Source organism: Streptomyces sp. NPDC094143 (assembly GCF_040303825.1).
Taxonomy (GTDB): Bacteria; Actinomycetota; Actinomycetes; order Streptomycetales; family Streptomycetaceae; genus Streptomyces.
Window position 1 is genome coordinate 1 of the sequence record NZ_JBEOTZ010000026.1, and the last position, 17,018, is coordinate 17,018.

At 72.6% G+C, this 17,018-nt stretch carries 9 protein-coding genes; all 9 read left to right on the forward strand.

The features are described 5' to 3' along the window. The first annotated feature begins 148 nt into the window (after window positions 1-148). The 9 genes from ABTZ58_RS28030 to ABTZ58_RS28070 all read left to right on the forward strand — a co-directional run bounded on the left by ABTZ58_RS28030 (window position 149) and on the right by ABTZ58_RS28070 (window position 17,011). Window positions 149-916 (forward strand): DUF6397 family protein, encoded by a 768-nt coding sequence (locus ABTZ58_RS28030; RefSeq protein ID WP_502996141.1) that lies wholly within the window; start codon window positions 149-151, stop codon window positions 914-916. A 570-nt stretch (window positions 917-1,486) separates the two neighbouring features. Continuing rightward, the gene (locus tag ABTZ58_RS28035; protein WP_351362334.1) at window positions 1,487-1,696 is read left to right on the forward strand and encodes an MbtH family protein; all 210 of its coding nucleotides are present in this window, start codon (window positions 1,487-1,489) and stop codon (window positions 1,694-1,696) included. Continuing rightward, window positions 1,693-5,403, forward strand: a complete 3,711-nt coding sequence (locus ABTZ58_RS28040; protein WP_351362337.1) for a non-ribosomal peptide synthetase — start codon at window positions 1,693-1,695, stop codon at window positions 5,401-5,403. The genes ABTZ58_RS28035 and ABTZ58_RS28040 overlap by 4 nt, the downstream gene beginning before the upstream one ends. Continuing rightward, window positions 5,396-7,141, forward strand: a complete 1,746-nt coding sequence (locus tag ABTZ58_RS28045; protein ID WP_351362340.1) for a hypothetical protein — start codon at window positions 5,396-5,398, stop codon at window positions 7,139-7,141. The genes ABTZ58_RS28040 and ABTZ58_RS28045 overlap by 8 nt, the downstream gene beginning before the upstream one ends. Before the next feature lie 72 nt (window positions 7,142-7,213). Then, window positions 7,214-10,471 carry a non-ribosomal peptide synthetase gene (locus ABTZ58_RS28050; protein WP_351362343.1) on the forward strand — a complete coding sequence of 1,086 codons (3,258 nt, stop codon included), beginning with the start codon at window positions 7,214-7,216 and terminating at the stop codon, window positions 10,469-10,471. A gap of 243 nt (window positions 10,472-10,714) precedes the next feature. Next, window positions 10,715-13,423: an aconitate hydratase AcnA gene (gene acnA, locus ABTZ58_RS28055; RefSeq protein WP_351362346.1), complete on the forward strand. Its 2,709-nt coding sequence runs from the start codon at window positions 10,715-10,717 to the stop codon at window positions 13,421-13,423. Window positions 13,424-13,486: 63 nt separating this feature from the next. Beyond that, complete coding sequence (locus tag ABTZ58_RS28060) at window positions 13,487-14,668, forward strand: phosphonoacetaldehyde reductase (protein ID WP_351362349.1); 1,182 nt, start codon at window positions 13,487-13,489, stop codon at window positions 14,666-14,668. Then, window positions 14,659-15,990 carry a 2-hydroxyethylphosphonate dioxygenase gene (gene hepD, locus ABTZ58_RS28065; protein WP_351362352.1) on the forward strand — a complete coding sequence of 444 codons (1,332 nt, stop codon included), beginning with the start codon at window positions 14,659-14,661 and terminating at the stop codon, window positions 15,988-15,990. Before ABTZ58_RS28060 ends, hepD begins: the two co-directional genes overlap by 10 nt. A 10-nt stretch (window positions 15,991-16,000) precedes the next feature. Then, window positions 16,001-17,011 (forward strand): C-terminal binding protein, encoded by a 1,011-nt coding sequence (locus ABTZ58_RS28070; protein ID WP_351362355.1) that lies wholly within the window; start codon window positions 16,001-16,003, stop codon window positions 17,009-17,011. The last annotated feature ends 7 nt before the right edge of the window (window positions 17,012-17,018 follow it).

Genomic DNA, 17,018 nt, shown 5'->3' on the forward strand with positions numbered 1-17,018 from the left:
GCAATCCACGCAACTACCTGGCCTTTCTCGGCCTCGCCGCAGCCCTCTGCTGCTACAAGCGGTACGTCCGCCTCACCACATAGGACACCGTCTTATTCACACCGTCCCGGACGGAGGAGGCGGAGGCCGGCGCGTCACGCACACCGAGTTGGACCGGCTGCGGGCGATCGACGGCTTTCCCGACGGACTACGGGAACGCGTCAAAACCGCCGGCACCAACGAGGGCGCCGAGCTCATGGACATCGCGCGCACCAGGTTCACCAGCCTCGCCCGCTTCGGCCTGCTCGTGCCGGTCAAGTACTACCTGAACCGCTACAGGACCGTCGTCTGGCTGTATCTGGCGGAGGAACTGCGCCAGTTCGCGGCCGAGGCGAGCAACGCACCGCTGCTTACGGAGCGCACGCCCGCAGAGATCCGGGAGGGTCTGAAGGCCGGGGTGGACCGCCGCCCCCGCAACTGGAGGGGACGCCACAACGGATTCCTGCTGCGGCAGGCGGGCGACGACCCATGGGCTCGCGCGGCAGCCGTCGCCTGCCTCCTCGCCCCCGCCGACGTGGCGGAAGTCGTCGAGGACCCCTACGAGCGAGCCCGGCTGGACCGCCTCCGTCCCCGGCTCCCCACGCACGGCACCCCCGGCTCGCTGGCCGCCGAACTGGCCGAGAAGCTCAGGATGGCCGGTGAGCCGGACGAAGTGGCTTGGTTCCGAGCGGACTTGGCCCACACGATGGAAACGGCGCGAAGGCAACGCCCGGTCCCACGCCCCGCACCGCGCCCGGCGCCGGGGCCGGCCCCGGCGTCAACGGCACCCCATCCGGTTCCACCTGCGCAAGAGCCGACACCGCCTGCCGTGCCGAGGCCCACCGGCCTGCTGAGTCGGCTGCGGGGCAGAGGCCGACGCTCCGTCAGGAGTTCGTGACGCCCGCCCGAGGCGAGAGTGACGCCGCCCGAGAACGAGGGTGATGCCAGCGCGCAGAAAAACGCGCCTGCTTGTCTCGAACTTTGCGGTGTGAACGGTGTGAGCCGGTCCGTGACGTCTTGACAGCTCCTGGTCGGCCACGGCGTACTTGCACCTCTTGCCGGGCCGGGGAGTCCGCGGTCCGTACCGGCGTTCCTCCAGTGACGTCCCTGCGTTCCCCGAGCGACGGGAGTATTGCCGTGCCGGATGTCCCGCTCGACGCCGAGGACAGGGACGGGCTTTCGCCCACACCCACCAGCGCTGTCCCCTCGGCCGGCTTGCTGGATCTGTTCGCGGGGGAGTCCTGGTGGCCGCCCGCCGACCTGTACCGGGGCGGCGTCGGCCGCAGGGGCACGCACGATCCGGCAGCCGGGTCCGGGCCGGACCGAGTGGGTGAGTCCACTTGCGGTCATGTCCACTGGCGGAAGTCCGGACCGGGTGAAAGCCGTGACGGGTGTGGACGATGATCGGACCTTGTTTGCTTCTGGATGTGGACGTTACGTGTAAACGGCGCGACGGGGGAGAACACTGATGCTCGACGGCGCGACGACACGCTTCCTGGTGGTCGTCAACCACGAAGGCCAGTTCTCGGTGTGGCCCGAGGAGCGTGAGCTGCCCGCCGGCTGGACGGCGCACGGGGCACGCGGGACCCGTGCCGAATGCCTGGACGCCATCCGCGCGCACTGGGACGACATGCGGCCCCTGAGCCTGCGGCGCACCTTCGGGGAGGGCGGCGCGTGACGGCTCAGGGGACACACGACGGCGTCGCCGACCGGATCGCGGAGATCTGGGCGGGACTGCTCGACCGGCCGGAGGTCGGCGCCGACGAAAACGTCTTCCGGCTTGGGGCGAGTTCGGTCATGGCCGTCAGGGCGGCGGCGCGGATCCGCGAGGCTCTGGACACGCCGCTGCCGCTGCGGGACGTCTTCGAGTCGCCGTCGCCCGCCGCTCTGGCCGAGCGCATCCGGGCCGGTCGCGCCGCCTCGAGGACGTCGGCCACACCCCCTCCTGCACCGGCCACCATGGTTCCCGAGAACGCACTCGTCGCTGTCGCCGGGAGCGACCTTGGGACCGTCTCTCAGGGCGAGCCCGCCACCGCGCCCCTGTCGTTCCAGCAGGAGTCCATGTGGCTCTTCGAGCAGATGCAGCCGGGCAGTGCCACCTACACGATCCACTTCGCGGTGCGTCACGAGGGTCCATTGGACCTGGAGGTGCTCGACCAGTGTGTGCGGGACCTCGTCGAGCGGCACGCGGTCCTGCGCACCGTCTTCCCGAGTGTGGGGGGCAGGCCGCGCCAGCAGATCCTGGATCGTGTGCGGATTCCCCTCGCCGAGTCCGATCTGCGTGAACTCCCCGCGGCCGAGCGGTCCGTCGTCGCCGCCCGGATCGCCTCCGAGGAGGCGCGCACGTCCTTCGACCTGGCGGCCGGTCCACTGCTGCGCGTCCGCGTCGTGCGCCTGACCGACACGTGTCAGCGCCTGCTGCTGACGATGCCGCACATCGTGACCGACGCCTGGTCCGACGACATCCTGGTGCGGGAGCTGAACCAGCTGTACCGGGCCCACGTCCGGGAAGCGGCGCCCGAACTGCCGCCGCTTCCCGTCCAGTACCACGAGTGGGCCGTGCGGCAGCGCGCCGAACTGGTGGACACAGAAGTCGAGTTGCTGGAGTGGTGGCGGGGGCACCTCGCCGGGGTGCCGCCGCTGCTGGAGCTTCCGAGCGACCGGCCGCGTGCCGCCGTCAAACGCCACCGCGGTGGCAGGCTCTCCTTCACCGTCCCCGAGTCCGTCACCCGGCGGCTCGAACGCCTCGCCCACGACGAGGGAACGACCCTCTACCCCGTGCTGCTCGCCGGCTTCGCCGCGCTGCTGCACCGGCTGACGGGACAGGAGGACCTCCTGGTCGGCTCGCCGGTGGCCGGCCGTACGCACACCGTGACGGAGGGCGTGGTCGGGCTGTTCGTGAACACCGTCGCGGTGCGGTGCGGTGTGGCCGGCCGGCCGTCGTTCCTGGAGCTGGTGCGGCGGACGCGGGAGAGCGTCGTCGAGAGCTTCGCCCGGCAGGAACTGCCCTTCCACCGCCTGGTCGAGGAGCTCGCGCCGGTGCGCAGTCCGGCCTACACCCCGCTCGTCCAGGTGATGCTCGCGCTGCAGAACACACCCGACCGCGACGCCAGGGACCCCGCTCAGGGGTCGTTCGTACGGGAGGAGGGCGCCGGGGACACCGGGACCGCGATGTTCGACCTGACGCTCTTCGTCACTCGGTCCGCGTCGGGCCTGCGCGGGGAGTGGGAGTACGACAGCGACCTGTTCGACCGGGAGCGGATCGCGGACCTCGGCCCGCAGCTGGTCACCCTGCTCGACGCGGCGCTCGACCGGACGGACGTGCCGGTGGCTCTCCTGCCGCTCCAGGAGCCGGTGGCCCGCGACCGCATGGTCCAGGACTGGAACAACACCGCGGTCGTCCTGCCCGGTGGGCACGAGGCCGGCTCCCTGCCCGGGCTGGTGACCGCCCAAGCCCGCCGTACCCCCGCCGCCGTGGCCCTGCGGACCGATGACGGGGCCGAGTTGGCCTATGGCGAACTCGACCAGCGTGCCGACCGGCTGGCCCGGAGTCTGCTCGCCCACGACCTCGCTCCGGAGAGCGTGGTGGCGGTCGCCTGCGAACGCTCCTTCGAGATGGTCATCGCGCTCCTGGCCGTGCTCAAGTCGGGCTGCGCGTATCTGCCGATCGACCCCGGCGATCCGCCCGAGCGGGCCGCCTTCCTCCTGCGCGACAGCGGCGCCCGTCTGCTGCTCACGCTGCACCGGCACACGGCGAACCTGCCCGAGGTGGACGGTACGACCGTCATTCCTCTGGACGGCCCGGACTTGTCCGAGGAACCTGAGGACCCCGGAAACCCCGGAAACCCCGAGGGCACCGATGGCGATGCGACGCTGCCCGCCGTCGGCCCCGGGCACCTCGCCTACCTCATCTACACCTCCGGCTCGACCGGCCGGCCCAAGGGCGTGCTGGGTGAACACGGACCGGCGTGCAACCGGATCCGCTGGGGCATGGAAGCCTTCCCGGCCGGACCCGGCACGGTCGTGCTGCAGAAGACACCGATCCACTTCGACGTCTCGGTCTGGGAGATCTTCTGGACCCTGGCCACCGGCGCGACCCTGGTGCTCGCGCGGCCCGACGGGCACCGCGATCCCGCGTACCTGGCGGCCCGGCTCGCCGCCGAGGGCGTCACAGACGTGCACTTCGTGCCCTCCATGCTCGCGGCCTTCCTCGATGTCGGCACACTCCCCGACGACTTGCGGCTGCGCCGGGTGTTCTGCAGCGGCGAGGCGCTCCCCGCGGACCTGCGCGACCGGCTCTTCGCCCGCCTGCCCGAGGTCGAACTGCACAACCTCTACGGTCCGACCGAGGCGGCGATCGAGGTCACGCACTGGCGGTGCCGCGCGGGTGAGCCCAGCGTGCCGATCGGGCGTCCCATCGCGAACGCCCGCTGCTATGTGCTCGACGGCGAACTGAACCCGGTGCCGCCGGGGGTGCCGGGGGAGTTGTGGCTCGGCGGCGTTCCGGTCGCCCGCGGCTACCACGGAAGGCCGGATCTGACCGCTGAGCGGTTCCTGCCGGACTGCTACGGGCTGCCCGGCTCGCGCATGTACCGCTCGGGGGACCTGGCCCGATGGCGCCGGGACGGTGTTCTGGAGTACCTCGGCCGCGAGGACGGCCAGGTGAAGCTGCGCGGCCAGCGGCTGGAACTCGGAGAGATCGAGGCGACCCTGGCGGGTCACGCGAGGGCGGCCGACGTCGTCGTCGACGTCCGGGGCACCGGCCCGGACGACCGGCGGCTCGTCGCCTACGTTCGACCGGCCCGGCCCGGGCACGACGGGGACAGGGAATTGGTGGCGGAGCTGCGCGAGCTGGCCGCCGCCCGGCTGCCCGCGTACATGCGGCCAGGTTCCTACGTCACCATCGACCGCGTCCCCCTCACCCCGAGCGGCAAGACCGACCGCAAGGCCTTGCCCGACCCGGCGCCGGGGGAGGGGTCCGGGTTCGGGCGGGACGAGCCGCCCGCCACCCCCGCGGAGCGGGAACTGGCGCAGATCTGGGCGGAGCTGCTGGGCACCGGTGAGGTGGGCGGTGACGACAACTTCTTCGAGATCGGCGGCCATTCACTGCTCGCCGCCCGGATGACCGGCCGTGTCTCGGCGGCGTTCGGCGTGGAGTTGCCGGTCAGCCTGGCGTTCGAGCACCCCGTCCTGCGGGACTTCGCCCTCGCGGTGGTCACCGCGCAGGCGGCCACGGACAGCGCGGCCACGGAGCGGCTCCTTGCGGAACTGGAGGCGCTGGAGGCCGCCGAAGGACTCGGGGGACTCGCCGAGACGCACCGGAAGCGGAGACCTCTCCCATGGACCTCCCCCCGAGCGGACCTCCCGGGACCGTGCAGTGAGTGAGGGCACCACCGGAGCAGGCAGCGGCAGCGGCACCGGAGCCGGCAGCACCATCGGAGCAGGCGGCGACAGCGGCACCGGAGCGGACAGCGGCATCGGAGCCGGCAGTGGCGCCGGCGGCCCCCGTGGCGACGGCGCCCCCGTGCGCCCCGGCTCCGGCACCGGCGGGCGCGTGGACGGATGGGCGGTGGCGGGCGGCGTCCTGATCGGCGCGCTGCTGTGCGTCTTCAACATCCTGGTCATCTTCAAGACCGGGGTCGCCTTCGGCGGGTCAGCCCTCGTCGTGGTGGTCGGAGCGGTGTGGCTGCGGACGCGCCGGCGCCTGTCCTGGTCCGGCCTGTTCGTCGTCTTCTCGATCGCCTCCAGCGGGTACCTCTCGGCCGCCGCCGTGGGCTCCGGCATCGCCGCCAACCATCTGCGCGGCGCCGGGCCGCCCTCATGGGCCGCCCTCGCCGTCATCGTCCTGCTCGCCAACGCCGTCGGCCTGGTGCTGGGCCTCTTCGCGGCCCGGATGCTCCAGCGTGAGGAGCTGCCGTTCCCCACCTTGCGGCCGGCGATCATGCTGATGGAGAGCCTCAGCCGCAAGCGGGAGGTGTCCGCCCGGCCGCTGTACTGGTCGGCGCTGGCCTCGGTCCTCGTCGCGCTCGTCGCCTCGCTCACGACGAACGAGGGGACAGTGCACCTCCCCGGCACACCCGCCTTCGTCGGACTGGCCCTGTCGCCCATGCTGCTCGGGGTCGGCGCGCTCGCCGGCAGCCGTTCGGCGCTGTGGATGTTCGCCGGCGGCGTGTGCTCGGCGGTGGTCTGGGCCCGGCGCGACCCCGCCGACGACTACACCGAGCACCTCTCCCACGGGCCGGTCCTCGCCATCGGCATCGGCGTCATCATCGGGTACTCGGTCGCCACGCTGGTCCGGTCCGTCTCGGTGCTCCGCCGTGGCCCGGTCGCCACCGGGATCCCCGGCGACCGCCGCGCCGCGGGGGTCCTGTGCGCGCTGCTCGTCGCCAGTGCCGCCGCGCTGTGCTGGCACTACGGGGCCGGCCGGGGACTCGGTGTGGCCGCGCTGATCTCGGTGATGACCCTGCTGTTCGCGCTGTTCTTCGTCCGGGTCGGTGCCGAGACGGGCATCGCGCCACTGTCGCCCGCCATCTTCCTCGGCATCATCCTGCTGCAGCTGACCGGACTGCCGATGTCCGACGCCATCGTGCTGAGCACCGCCGTCGCCGGGGCCGCGATGGCGGCGCTGTACTACACCTACGCGGTGCGGGTGTCGGACACGACGGTCACCGCACGCCCTTCGCCCCGCCGGGTGCTGTCCACCCAGGCCCTCGGCGGCTGGCTCGGCGCCGTCGTCGGACTGTTCCTGATGGCGGTGCTGCTGCGCTCCGGACTGGTGGGGCAACCGGAGTTCCCGGCCCCGCTCGCCCGGGCCTTCCACTTCGTCGCGAGCGCCTACTCACTGGACTCCTCCCATGCCCAGCAGGTCGGGACACCGCTCGCCGCGGCCCTGCCGGCCGGGTTCCTGCTCACATTCGCCCCGGTGTCGCCCTCCGCCCTGGGGCTCGGGCTGCTGCTGCCGCCGGACACGGTGCTCGTGATGTCGCTCGGTGGCGCCGCGGCCTGGCTGACCGTCCGCAAGGCGCCGCATCTCAAGGAGACCGTCGGCACGGTGGCCTCCGGTCTCGTCATCGGGGAGGGGATCGTCTCGGCCGTCATCGTCGCGGCCCGCGCCTTTGGTTAGCGGACCGGCCCGGGCCATCCGCCGCCGGATTCGCCCTCGCCAACGTCGTCACACAGAGGGGACGTAACAGCAGTGGAAGACCTCCGGACCAGGATCGCCGCACTGTCGCCCAAGCAGCGAGCCCTGTTCGAGAGTCGGCTGCGGGCCGCTGCGGCCCCGGGCCCCGACCCGGCGATTCCGCGCAGGCCGGACGACGGCGGGCCGGCACCGTTGTCGTTCGCCCAGCACCGCCTGTGGTTCCTCGACCAGATGGAGCCGAGGCGTGCGGTCTACAACGTCTCCGCCTCGCTCCGGATCAGCAGGCCCGTGACCACCGAGGCCGTGCGCGCCGCGCTGGGCGAGCTGACCGCACGGCACGAGGTGCTGCGGACCACCTTCCCGGCGGACGGCGGGGAGCCCCGGCAGCACATCGCGGAGAGCCTGTCCCCACCGCTGGCCGAGACGGACCTGCGCCACCTGCCCGACAGCGCTCGGGCGGCCGCGGCCCTGCGCCTGTGTGGACAGGACAAGCAACGTCCCTTCGACCTGTCGTCCGGGCCCCTGCTGCGCTGTCTGCTGCTGCGGCTGCGCGATGACGACGTCCTGCTCTTTCTGACCTTCCACCACACCGTGTTCGACGGCTGGTCCATCGGTCTGCTGCGGCGTGACCTGACGGCGCTGCTGCACGCCGCCGAGACCGGTGCCGAGGCAGACCTGCCCCCGCTGCCCGTCCAGTACGCCGACTTCGCGGCCTGGCAGCGGCGGCTGCTGGACGACCAGCGCCTGGAGGACTTGCTCGGGTACTGGCGCGACCGGATGCGCGGAGCGCCGCCGGCCATCGACCTGCCCTTCGACCGGCCGCGCCCGGCCGTCGCGACGACGGAGGGGGCCCGGCGCCGGTTCGCCCTGCCGGCCGAGCTCACCACGGCCTTGCGGGACCTGGCAGGACGGTGCGGTGCGACCCCGTTCATGACCATGCTGACGGTGTTCGCCGCGCTGCTGCACCGCTGGAGCGGGGAGCGCGACATGGTCATCGGCACACCGGTGGCCAACCGGGCCCGTCCGGAACTGGACCATCTGATCGGCTTCTTCGCCAACACCCTTGCCATGCGCGTCCGCGCCGAACCGGGCGTGCGCTTCAGCGAGCTGCTCGCCCAGGTCCGGCAGACGGTCGCGGAGGCGCTGGACCGCCAGGACCTGCCCTTCGAGCGGCTGGTGGAGGAGGCGCGCACCGAGCGCACCCTCACCCACAACCCGCTGTTCCAGGTGGCGTTCGTCATGGAGGACGGCCGGGACGCCGGCGAGCTGGACTCCTTGCTGCCGCGGCGCGCCCGCGAGGGCCACACACCGGACTCCGCCAAGTTCGACCTCACGCTCGTGCTCACCGACCGCGATAGCGCCTACACCGGGTACTTCGAGTACAGCACCGCCCTGTTCGAGCCCGTGACCATCGACCGGCTCACCGAACGGCTGGCGCTCCTGGCCGGGGCGGTCGTCGTCGACCCCGACCGGGAGCTGGCCGCGCTGCCCGTGCTCACCGAGGACGAGACCCGGCACCTGAGCCAGGTCAACAGCCGCGCCGCCGACGACGCCCGGCACCACCGCACCCTGCACGGGGTGCTGGAGGACGCGGCCCTGCGCCGCCCCGGCCGCACCGCGGTCGAGGCGCCCGACCGCCGACTGACCTACCGGGAGCTGGACGAGGCCGCCAACCGCCTCGCCCACCACCTGCTCGCCGGCGGTGCCGGGCGGGAACAGCCCGTCGCCGTGGCCCTGGACGGCACGGCGGACGCCGTCGTCGCCACCTTCGGCGTGCTGAAGGCCGGTGCCGTCCTGCTGCCCCTGGACCCGGAGTACCCGGCGGAGCGGCTGGACCACATCCTGCGCCGCAGCGGGGCGCGGCTGCTGCTCACCCAGCGCTCGCTGGCCGGCCGGTTCGCTGGGAACGACGTCAGGGTGGTCCTGCTGGACGACGACACGACCCGCTCGGCCCTCGCCGCGCGTCCCGCGGACCGGCCGGCGCTCCCCGTCGCGCCCGACCAGCTCGCCTACATCATCTTCACCTCCGGCTCGACCGGAGTGCCCAAGGGCGTCATGGTGCCGCACCGCGGCATCGGCAGTCTGACCCGCAGCGTGGAGCAGTTCGCCCAGACACCGCAGAGCCGGGTGCTGCGCTTCGCCTCACCCGGCTTCGACGTCTCCCTGCTCGAACTGCTGATGACGTTCGACGCCGGAGCGACCCTGGTCCTCGAACCGCGTGCCCTGCTCGTCCCCGGCGAGGACCTGGCCCGGCTGATCCGCGACCGCCGGGTCAGCACGGTGCTGCTGTCGCCCTCGGCCCTGTCCACCCTCGCCGCCGCCGACCTGCCCGGACTGCGCACGGTCGTCATGGCGGGTGAGGCGGCGACCCTGGAGCTCGCCCAGCAGTGGTGCGACGGCCGTGACGTGTTCAACGGCTACGGGCCCACCGAGGCCACCGTCCTCGCCACCATCGCGCGCTGCACACCCGACCGGGTGCCGCCCCTGGGCCGTCCGGTCACCGGCTACACGGTGCACGTCCTGGACGACACGCTGCGCCCCGTCCCCTTCGGGCGGCAGGGCGAGCTGTACCTGGGGGGAGTGGGGCTCGCCCGCGGCTACCTCGCCCAGCCGGACGTCACCGCCGCGCGCTTCCTCCCCGACCCGTCCGGCACCGAGCCGGGCGCCCGGCTGTACCGCACGGGCGACGTGGTGCGCTGGGGCGCCGACGGTGAACTGGAGTTCCTCGGGCGCACCGACCACCAGGTCAAACTGCGCGGCTTCCGAATCGAGTTGGGCGAGATCGAGACCCGGCTGGCAGACCACCCGGACGTACGGACCGCCGTCGTGCTGGTCCGGGGCGAGGGCCCGGATCGCCGGCTGGCCGGCTACGCCGTACCGGCGCCCGGGCGGCAGCGGCCCACCGCGGCCGCTCTGCGCCAGTGGCTCAAGGACCGGCTGCCCGGCTACATGGTCCCTGAACTCTTTCTGGTGCTCGACGCGTTGCCGACCAGCCCCAACGGCAAACTCGACCGCGACGCCCTGCCCGATCCGCTCGCCCGGCACGGCGACGCCGACCGGGAACGGCCGCCGCTCGACCCGGTGGAGGAGCGGATCGCCGCCATCTGGCAGGAGGTGCTGGGCATCGCACCGCCGGCCGGCGCGGACAATTTCTTCGAAGTGGGCGGCAACTCCCTGTCGGCCACCCGGATCATTGCCCGCGTCAACCAGGCCTTCGGGGTACGCCTGCCGGTGCGCTCGCTCTTTGTGGAACCCACGCTGTCCGGCCTGGCCAGAAGCGTCACGGCCGAGCGTTCGAAGGAAGTGCCGTAGTCGAACTGCCGTAGTCGAAGGAACTGCCCTAACCGGAGCAACTTCGGTACTCGGAGGACTGCCGCAGCCGGAGCAACTTCGGTACTCGGAGGACTTCCGCAGCCGGGGGAACTTCCGTAGCCGGGGGAACTTCCGTAGCCGGACATGGCCACAAGTGGAATAGCCGACCCACTGGTGCCGAACTATCCCTCGGGCGATGATTGAGTCAGTTCAGGAAAGTCGGCAATCTGCGGAGGGGGCTGGGTGAAGGGCACGTTTCGAAATTCGGAACACCCCGACAGTTTCGGAGCGCGCGCCGTTCTCGACGTCGCGGGCGAGTCGTTCGAAATATTTCGGCTGCAGAATGCGGTACCGGGTGCCGAGAGCCTTCCGTACAGCCTCCGGATCCTGCTGGAGAACCTGCTGCGGCACGAGGACGGGGTCCGGGTCGACGCCGGTCACGTCACCGCGCTCGCCGGCTGGGACCCGCGGGGGACCGCGCCCGAGATTTTGTTCCACCCGGCCCGGGTGGTCATGCAGGACTACAGCGGGGTGCCCTGCCTGGTCGATCTGGCCGCTATGCGGGAGGCGTTCGTCCGGCTCGGGGGCGAGCCCGGGACACTCAGCCCGCGCATCCCGGTGGACCTGGTCGTGGACCACTCCGTCATGGCCGACGTGTTCGGCACGCCGGACTCCTTCGCCCGCAACGCCGCACTGGACCACGCCCGCAACCGCGAGCGCTACGAGCTGCTGCGCTGGGCCGAGGCGACCTTCGACCGACTGCGGATCGTCCCCCCGAACACCGGCATCATCCACCAGGTCAACCTGGAGCGGCTCGCGAGCGTGGTGATCGCCGACGACACCGCCGGAGGCCTCCCCGCGCTCCACCCGGACACGGTGGTGGGCACCGACTCGCACACCCCGATGGTCAACGGACTGGGCGTGCTCGGCTGGGGTGTCGGAGGCATCGAGGCGGTGGTGGCCATGCTGGGCCAGCCGCTGTCGCTGCGCGTCCCGCGGGTCATCGGCTGCGAACTGACCGGCCGTCCGGCGGGCGGGGTGACGGCCACCGACATCGTGCTGACCCTCACCGAACGGCTGCGGGCGCACGGCGTGGTGGGCGCGTTCATCGAGTTCCACGGCCCCGGCCTGGCCGCGCTGACCGCCGCCGACCGGGCCACCATCGCCAACATGTGCCCGGAGTTCGGCGCCACCGCCGCCCTGTTCCCGGTCGACGACGAGGTGCTGCGCTACCTGGCCGCCACCGGCCGCCCGCGGCGCCACGTCGAGCGGGTGCGGGCCTACGCCCAGGCGCAGGGGCTGTGGTACGACGCCTCCGCCGCGGCCGGAATCCGCTACTCCGAACGACTCTCGTTCGACCTGGCCGCGGTCGTCCCGTCCATCGCCGGCCCCCGGCGCCCCCAGGACCGGGTGCCGCTGGCCACCGCACGCTCCGCCTTCGCCGAGGCAGTGCCCGAGATCACCGGTGGCACGCCGCGCCGCGCCGAGGTCACGGCACCGGACGGCAGCCGCCACACGCTCGGGGACGGCGCCGTGGTGCTGGCCGCCATCACCTCGTGCACGAACACCTCCAACCCCGCCCTGATGATCGCGGCCGGACTGCTCGCCCGGAAGGCCGTCGAGCTGGGCCTCCAGCCGCGCCCCTGGGTGAAGTCCACGCTGGCGCCGGGGTCCGCGGCGGTCATGGAGTACCTGGCCAGGGCAGGGCTCGACACCTACCTGGACAAACTCGGCTTCAGCCTGGTCGCCTACGGCTGCACGTCCTGCATCGGCAACTCCGGGCCGCTGCCCGAGGGAGTGGCCGGCCCGGTGCGCGCGTCGGGCCTGGCCTCGGTGGCCGTGCTGTCGGGCAACCGCAACTTCGAGGGCCGGATCAACCCCGACGTCCGGATGAACTACCTCGCCTCGCCCCCGCTGGTGGTCGCCTACGCCCTGGCCGGGACGATGGACATCGACCTCACCACCGAGCCGCTGGGCGTGGCGGCCGACGGCCGACCCGTCACACTGGCCGAAATCTGGCCCGCCGGCCGGGAGATCGACGAGGTGGCCCGGACGGCGGTCGGACCTGACACGTACGCGGCGATGTACGCATCCCTGATGGCGGGCGACGAGCAGTGGCGCGCCCTCCCGGTTCACCCGCAGCAACTGTTCCCGTGGGCCGCGGAGTCCACGTACATCGCCCCGCCGCCCTACTTCGCCGGCACCACGGCCCGACCGCCGGCCCTGGACGACATCCGCGGCGCACGGGTCCTGGCAGACCTCGGCGACTCGGTTACCACCGACCACATCTCGCCCGCCGGCAGCATTCCCGCGCACTCGGCGGCCGGTGCCCACCTGCGCGGCCTCGGAGTGCCGCCCGAGGACTTCAACGCCTATGGCGCACGGCGCTGCAACCACGAGGTGCTGCTGCGCGGACTGTTCTCCAACCCCCGGCTGCGCAACCGCCTGGCCGCGGGAAGGACGGGCGGCTACACCCTCAACCACCTGACGGGCGAGATCACGACGGTGCACGAGGCGGCCGTCGCCTACCGGGAGGCGGGCGTGCCCCTGGTGATCCTGGCCGGACGCGAGTACGGCACCGGTTCCTCCCGGGACTGGGCCGCCAAGGGCCCGGCCCTGATCGGGGTGCGCGCCGTGATCGCGGAATCCTTTGAACGCATTCACCGGTCGAATCTCGTCGGCATGGGAATCCTGCCGTTGGAGTTCCCGGCCGGGCAGAACGCCCGCACGCTCGGCCTCAGCGGCACCGAGGGATTCGACATCAGCGGTGTCAGAGAATTCTCGGATGCCCTTCCTCGTACGGTCCGGGTGACCGCGGGATCCGTTTCCTTCGATGCGGTGGTCCGCGTCGACACGGCCATGGAGGCGGAATTCATCCGGCACGGCGGAATCCTCCCGTACACCTTGCGCGATTTCCTGAACCCCGCCGGAATGCCGTCCGAGACCGTCTGATGACCGAATGATCACCGTCTGGAATGACACCGAGGGCACCAGGGACGAAAGGAGTGTGACCCCATGACCGTGACGTTTCCCGGCAAATTGCCGGTGGCCGAGGGCGTCGGCGGGATAGCCCGGCTCGCCGCGCTCCTGACCGGCCCGCTCCGCCGGACGCCGCGCGTGGTCCAAGTCGTGGGCCCGGGTTTCACCGGACGCCCCTGGGCGCCACGCGTGAAGGACGCCCTGCGTGCCTTCGACCCGGTGGTCGTGGTCCACGAAGGCCCGACCACGCCGGACAGCGTCGCCGGCCTCGCCCGGCACCTGCGGGCGCTCGGCGCGGACGTCGTGATCGCCGTCGGCGGCGGCACTGTCATGGACGCAGCAAAAGCGGCGGCGGCACTCGCCGACGGCGATCCGCCCGACGCCGACCGGGTGCGCCAGGCCTGTGCCGCCGGACCGGTCCCCGCCGCGCCCGCGGCGAAGGTCGTCGCGGTACCCACCACGGCCGGCACTGGAGCCGAGGCCACCCCCTTCGCGACCCTGTGGGACCTCGAGCACCGGCGCAAGCTCTCGCTCACCGGGCCCGGCGTACGTCCCGCCGCCGCCGTGCTCGCCCCCGAACTCCTGGCGGGCCTGAGCCGCCGCGACCTCGCCACCGGCATCCTGGACGCCCTCTGCCAAGGCGCCGAGGCCTCCTGGTCCGTCCGCTCCACGCCGGAGTCCATCCGCTGGGGCACCTCGGCCGTCACCCTGGCCGCCGGGGTCCTCGACCGCGTACAGGGCGACACCCTGGACGCCGCCGCCCGACTCGAACTCCAGCGCGCAGCCCACCATTCCGGGCGGGCCATCGCCCTGGCCCAGACCTCCTCGTGCCACGCCATCTCCTACCCGCTGACCCTCCGGCTGGGCCTGGCCCACGGCCACGCCTGCGGCGTGACGCTGGGCCGGCTGCTGCGCCACAACCACGCCGTGCCCGCCGGCGACTGCGCAGACCCGCGCGGCACGGGCCACGTACGCCGCGTGATCGACTTCCTCGCGGAGCCACTCGGCGGCACCCCCGCCCGCGCCGCGCTCCGCGTGGAGCGCTTCCTGACCGGCTGCGGGCTGACCCCCTACGACGAACTTGACGTCGACCACCACGCCGTGGCGGCCGAAGCCGTGACGTACCCCCGCTGCCACGACAACCCCCGCCGGCTGGACCCCGTGTCGCTGGGCCGGCTCCTGGGCGAACGATCGGAACTGGAGGAGACGTGCGGATAGACCCGTTCAAGCTCGCTCACTGGATGAACGCCCGCAAGTACACGGCCGCCCAGACCGCCGACCTCGCCGGGCTGCCCCTGGACGACCTGCGGCGCCTGCTCCGCGACGAGGACGGCGACCTCGGCCCGGCACCCGCCGAGGCCCTGGCCAAGGCCCTCGGCGTCGAATTCGCCCAGCTCGCCGCGGACGCCCACCGCAACCTCGCCGTGGTGCACAAGTCCGCCGACGAGATGCACGCCTCCCGCCGCCCCATCCAGCGCGACGGCATCCACTTCTACAACTACTACACGCTGGCCGCGCCGGAAGGCCGGGTCGCCCCCGTCGTGCTCGACATCCTCTGCCCCGCCGACCGGCTGCCCGCCCTGAACAACGGACATCTCGAACCGGCCATCACCGTCAACCTCGGACCCGGCGACATCAACGGCCGCTGGGGCGAGGAGATCACCCCGCAGACCTGGCGCGTCCTGCACGCCAACCACGGCACCGACCGCTGGATCACCGGCGACTCGTACGTGGAGCCGTCGTACTGCCCCCACAGCTACTCGCTGACCGGCGACGCGCCCGCGCGGATCGTGTCCTACACGGCCCAGTCGAACATCGCGCCGCTCATGACCGAGGCCAACAACTGGTCCTCCGGCGCCTTCGAGGAGGCCCTGAAGGCGCTGTCCGGGAAGGTGAGCGCCGGCTCGGTCCTGGACCTCTTCCTGGCCCGCCGGGTCCACACCCGTGCCTCCGCCGTTGAGGCGGCCGGAGTGGAACCGGCCGCCCTGGAAGCGGCGCTGCGCTCCCCGGCGTCGGACCGGGGCCTGACCGTGCTGCGGCGACTCGGCCGCGCCCTCGGCTTCGACTACCGGATCCTGCTGCCCGCCGACGACCAGCACGACGGGGTCGGCAAGACCTGGACGACGATCGACGACTCCCGCCGCTCCCGCCGCGCCGTCGGCACCTACGAGGCCGCCTCGATGGCCTCCGCCGCCCATCTGCCCGACCTGGTCGGTACCTTCCTGCGGGTCGGCGCCGACACCCGCGGCGCCGACCTGGTCGACCACGCGGAGAACCACTACGTCGTCACGGAGGGCCGGCTCACCCTCGAATGGGACGGCCCCGACGGCCCCGCCTCGGTGGAGCTGGGCCCCGACGGCTCGGCGTGGACCGGCCCGTTCGTCCGGCACCGCTGGCATGGCACCGGCACGGTGCTGAAGTTCGGCTCCGGTGCCCACCTCGGCTACCAGGACTGGCTGGAGCTGACCAACACCTTCGAGCCCGCGGCCACGCTGCGCCGGGGCCGGCGCGACCTGGTCGGCTGGGGATACGACAACTAGGAGGAGACCCGTGCGCGTCGTCTACACCGACCCCGCCTGGGCCCTGGACGCCGACGGGCGTCCCGACCCCGCCCTCGCCGCCGTCGAACGCACCGTGCTCGGCCCGGACATCGACATCGAACTCGGCCTGTTCGAGGACTCCTACGTCACCTCCGGCGAGCGCTTCCTGAAGCACGTGCGCGGAGCGGACGCCCTCGTCATCTACCGCTGCCAGGTCACCCCGGAACTGGTCGACGCCGTATCGCCCGGCTGCAAGGTCATCGCCCGCAGCGGCGTGGGCGTGGACAACCTCAACGCCCCGCTGCTCGCCCGGCACGGCCTGATCGGCTTCAACGTCCCCGACTACTGCGGCGACGAGGTCAGCACCCACACCCTCGCCCTGCTGCTGGGCCTGGAGCGCGGCGTGAGCGTCCAGGACCGCCTGGTGCGGGCGGACCGGTGGGGCATCCACCGCGGCGGCATACCGCGCCGCACCTCGGACCGCACCGTCGGCATCGTCGGCTTCGGCCGCATCGGCCGGGCCACCGCCCGCAAGCTCCAGGTGTTCTACCGCCAGGTGCTCGCCGTGGACCCCTACGTCCATGCCGACGTGATGGCCGGCCATGGCGTCCAGCCGGTCGGCTCCCTGGCCGAACTCCTCGAACGCTGCGACGTGGTCGTCCTGCACACCGCCCTCACCGACGAGACCCGCGACCTGATCAGCGGCCCGGTCCTGGACCGCGTCAAACCTGGCGCCTTCCTCGTCAACACCGCGCGGGGCGCGCTCGTCGACCCCGGCTGTGTGCTGCGGGCGCTGGAGAGCGAGCGCCTCGGCGGATTCGCCTCGGACGTCTTCTCACCTGAGGACCCCAACCAGTCCCCTGTCGCCCGCAAGCTCCTGGAACGCGACGACGTGATCGTCAGCTCCCACCGGGCGTTCCTGTCCGCGGAGTCGGAGGAGAGCCTGCGGCGGCGCGTGGCCGAGGGCGTCCGCTCGGTACTGCGCGACGGCACGCCGCCCGCCGAGGGCCGAGTGGCCTGACTCCTCA

What these genes read in the sequence shown, in the direction of transcription:
- ABTZ58_RS28035 (WP_351362334.1), top strand. Translation starts at nt 1,487, where the DNA reads ATGCTCGACGGCGCGACGACACGCTTCCTGGTGGTCGTCAACCACGAA.
- ABTZ58_RS28060 (WP_351362349.1), top strand. Translation starts at nt 13,487, where the DNA reads ATGACCGTGACGTTTCCCGGCAAATTGCCGGTGGCCGAGGGCGTCGGC.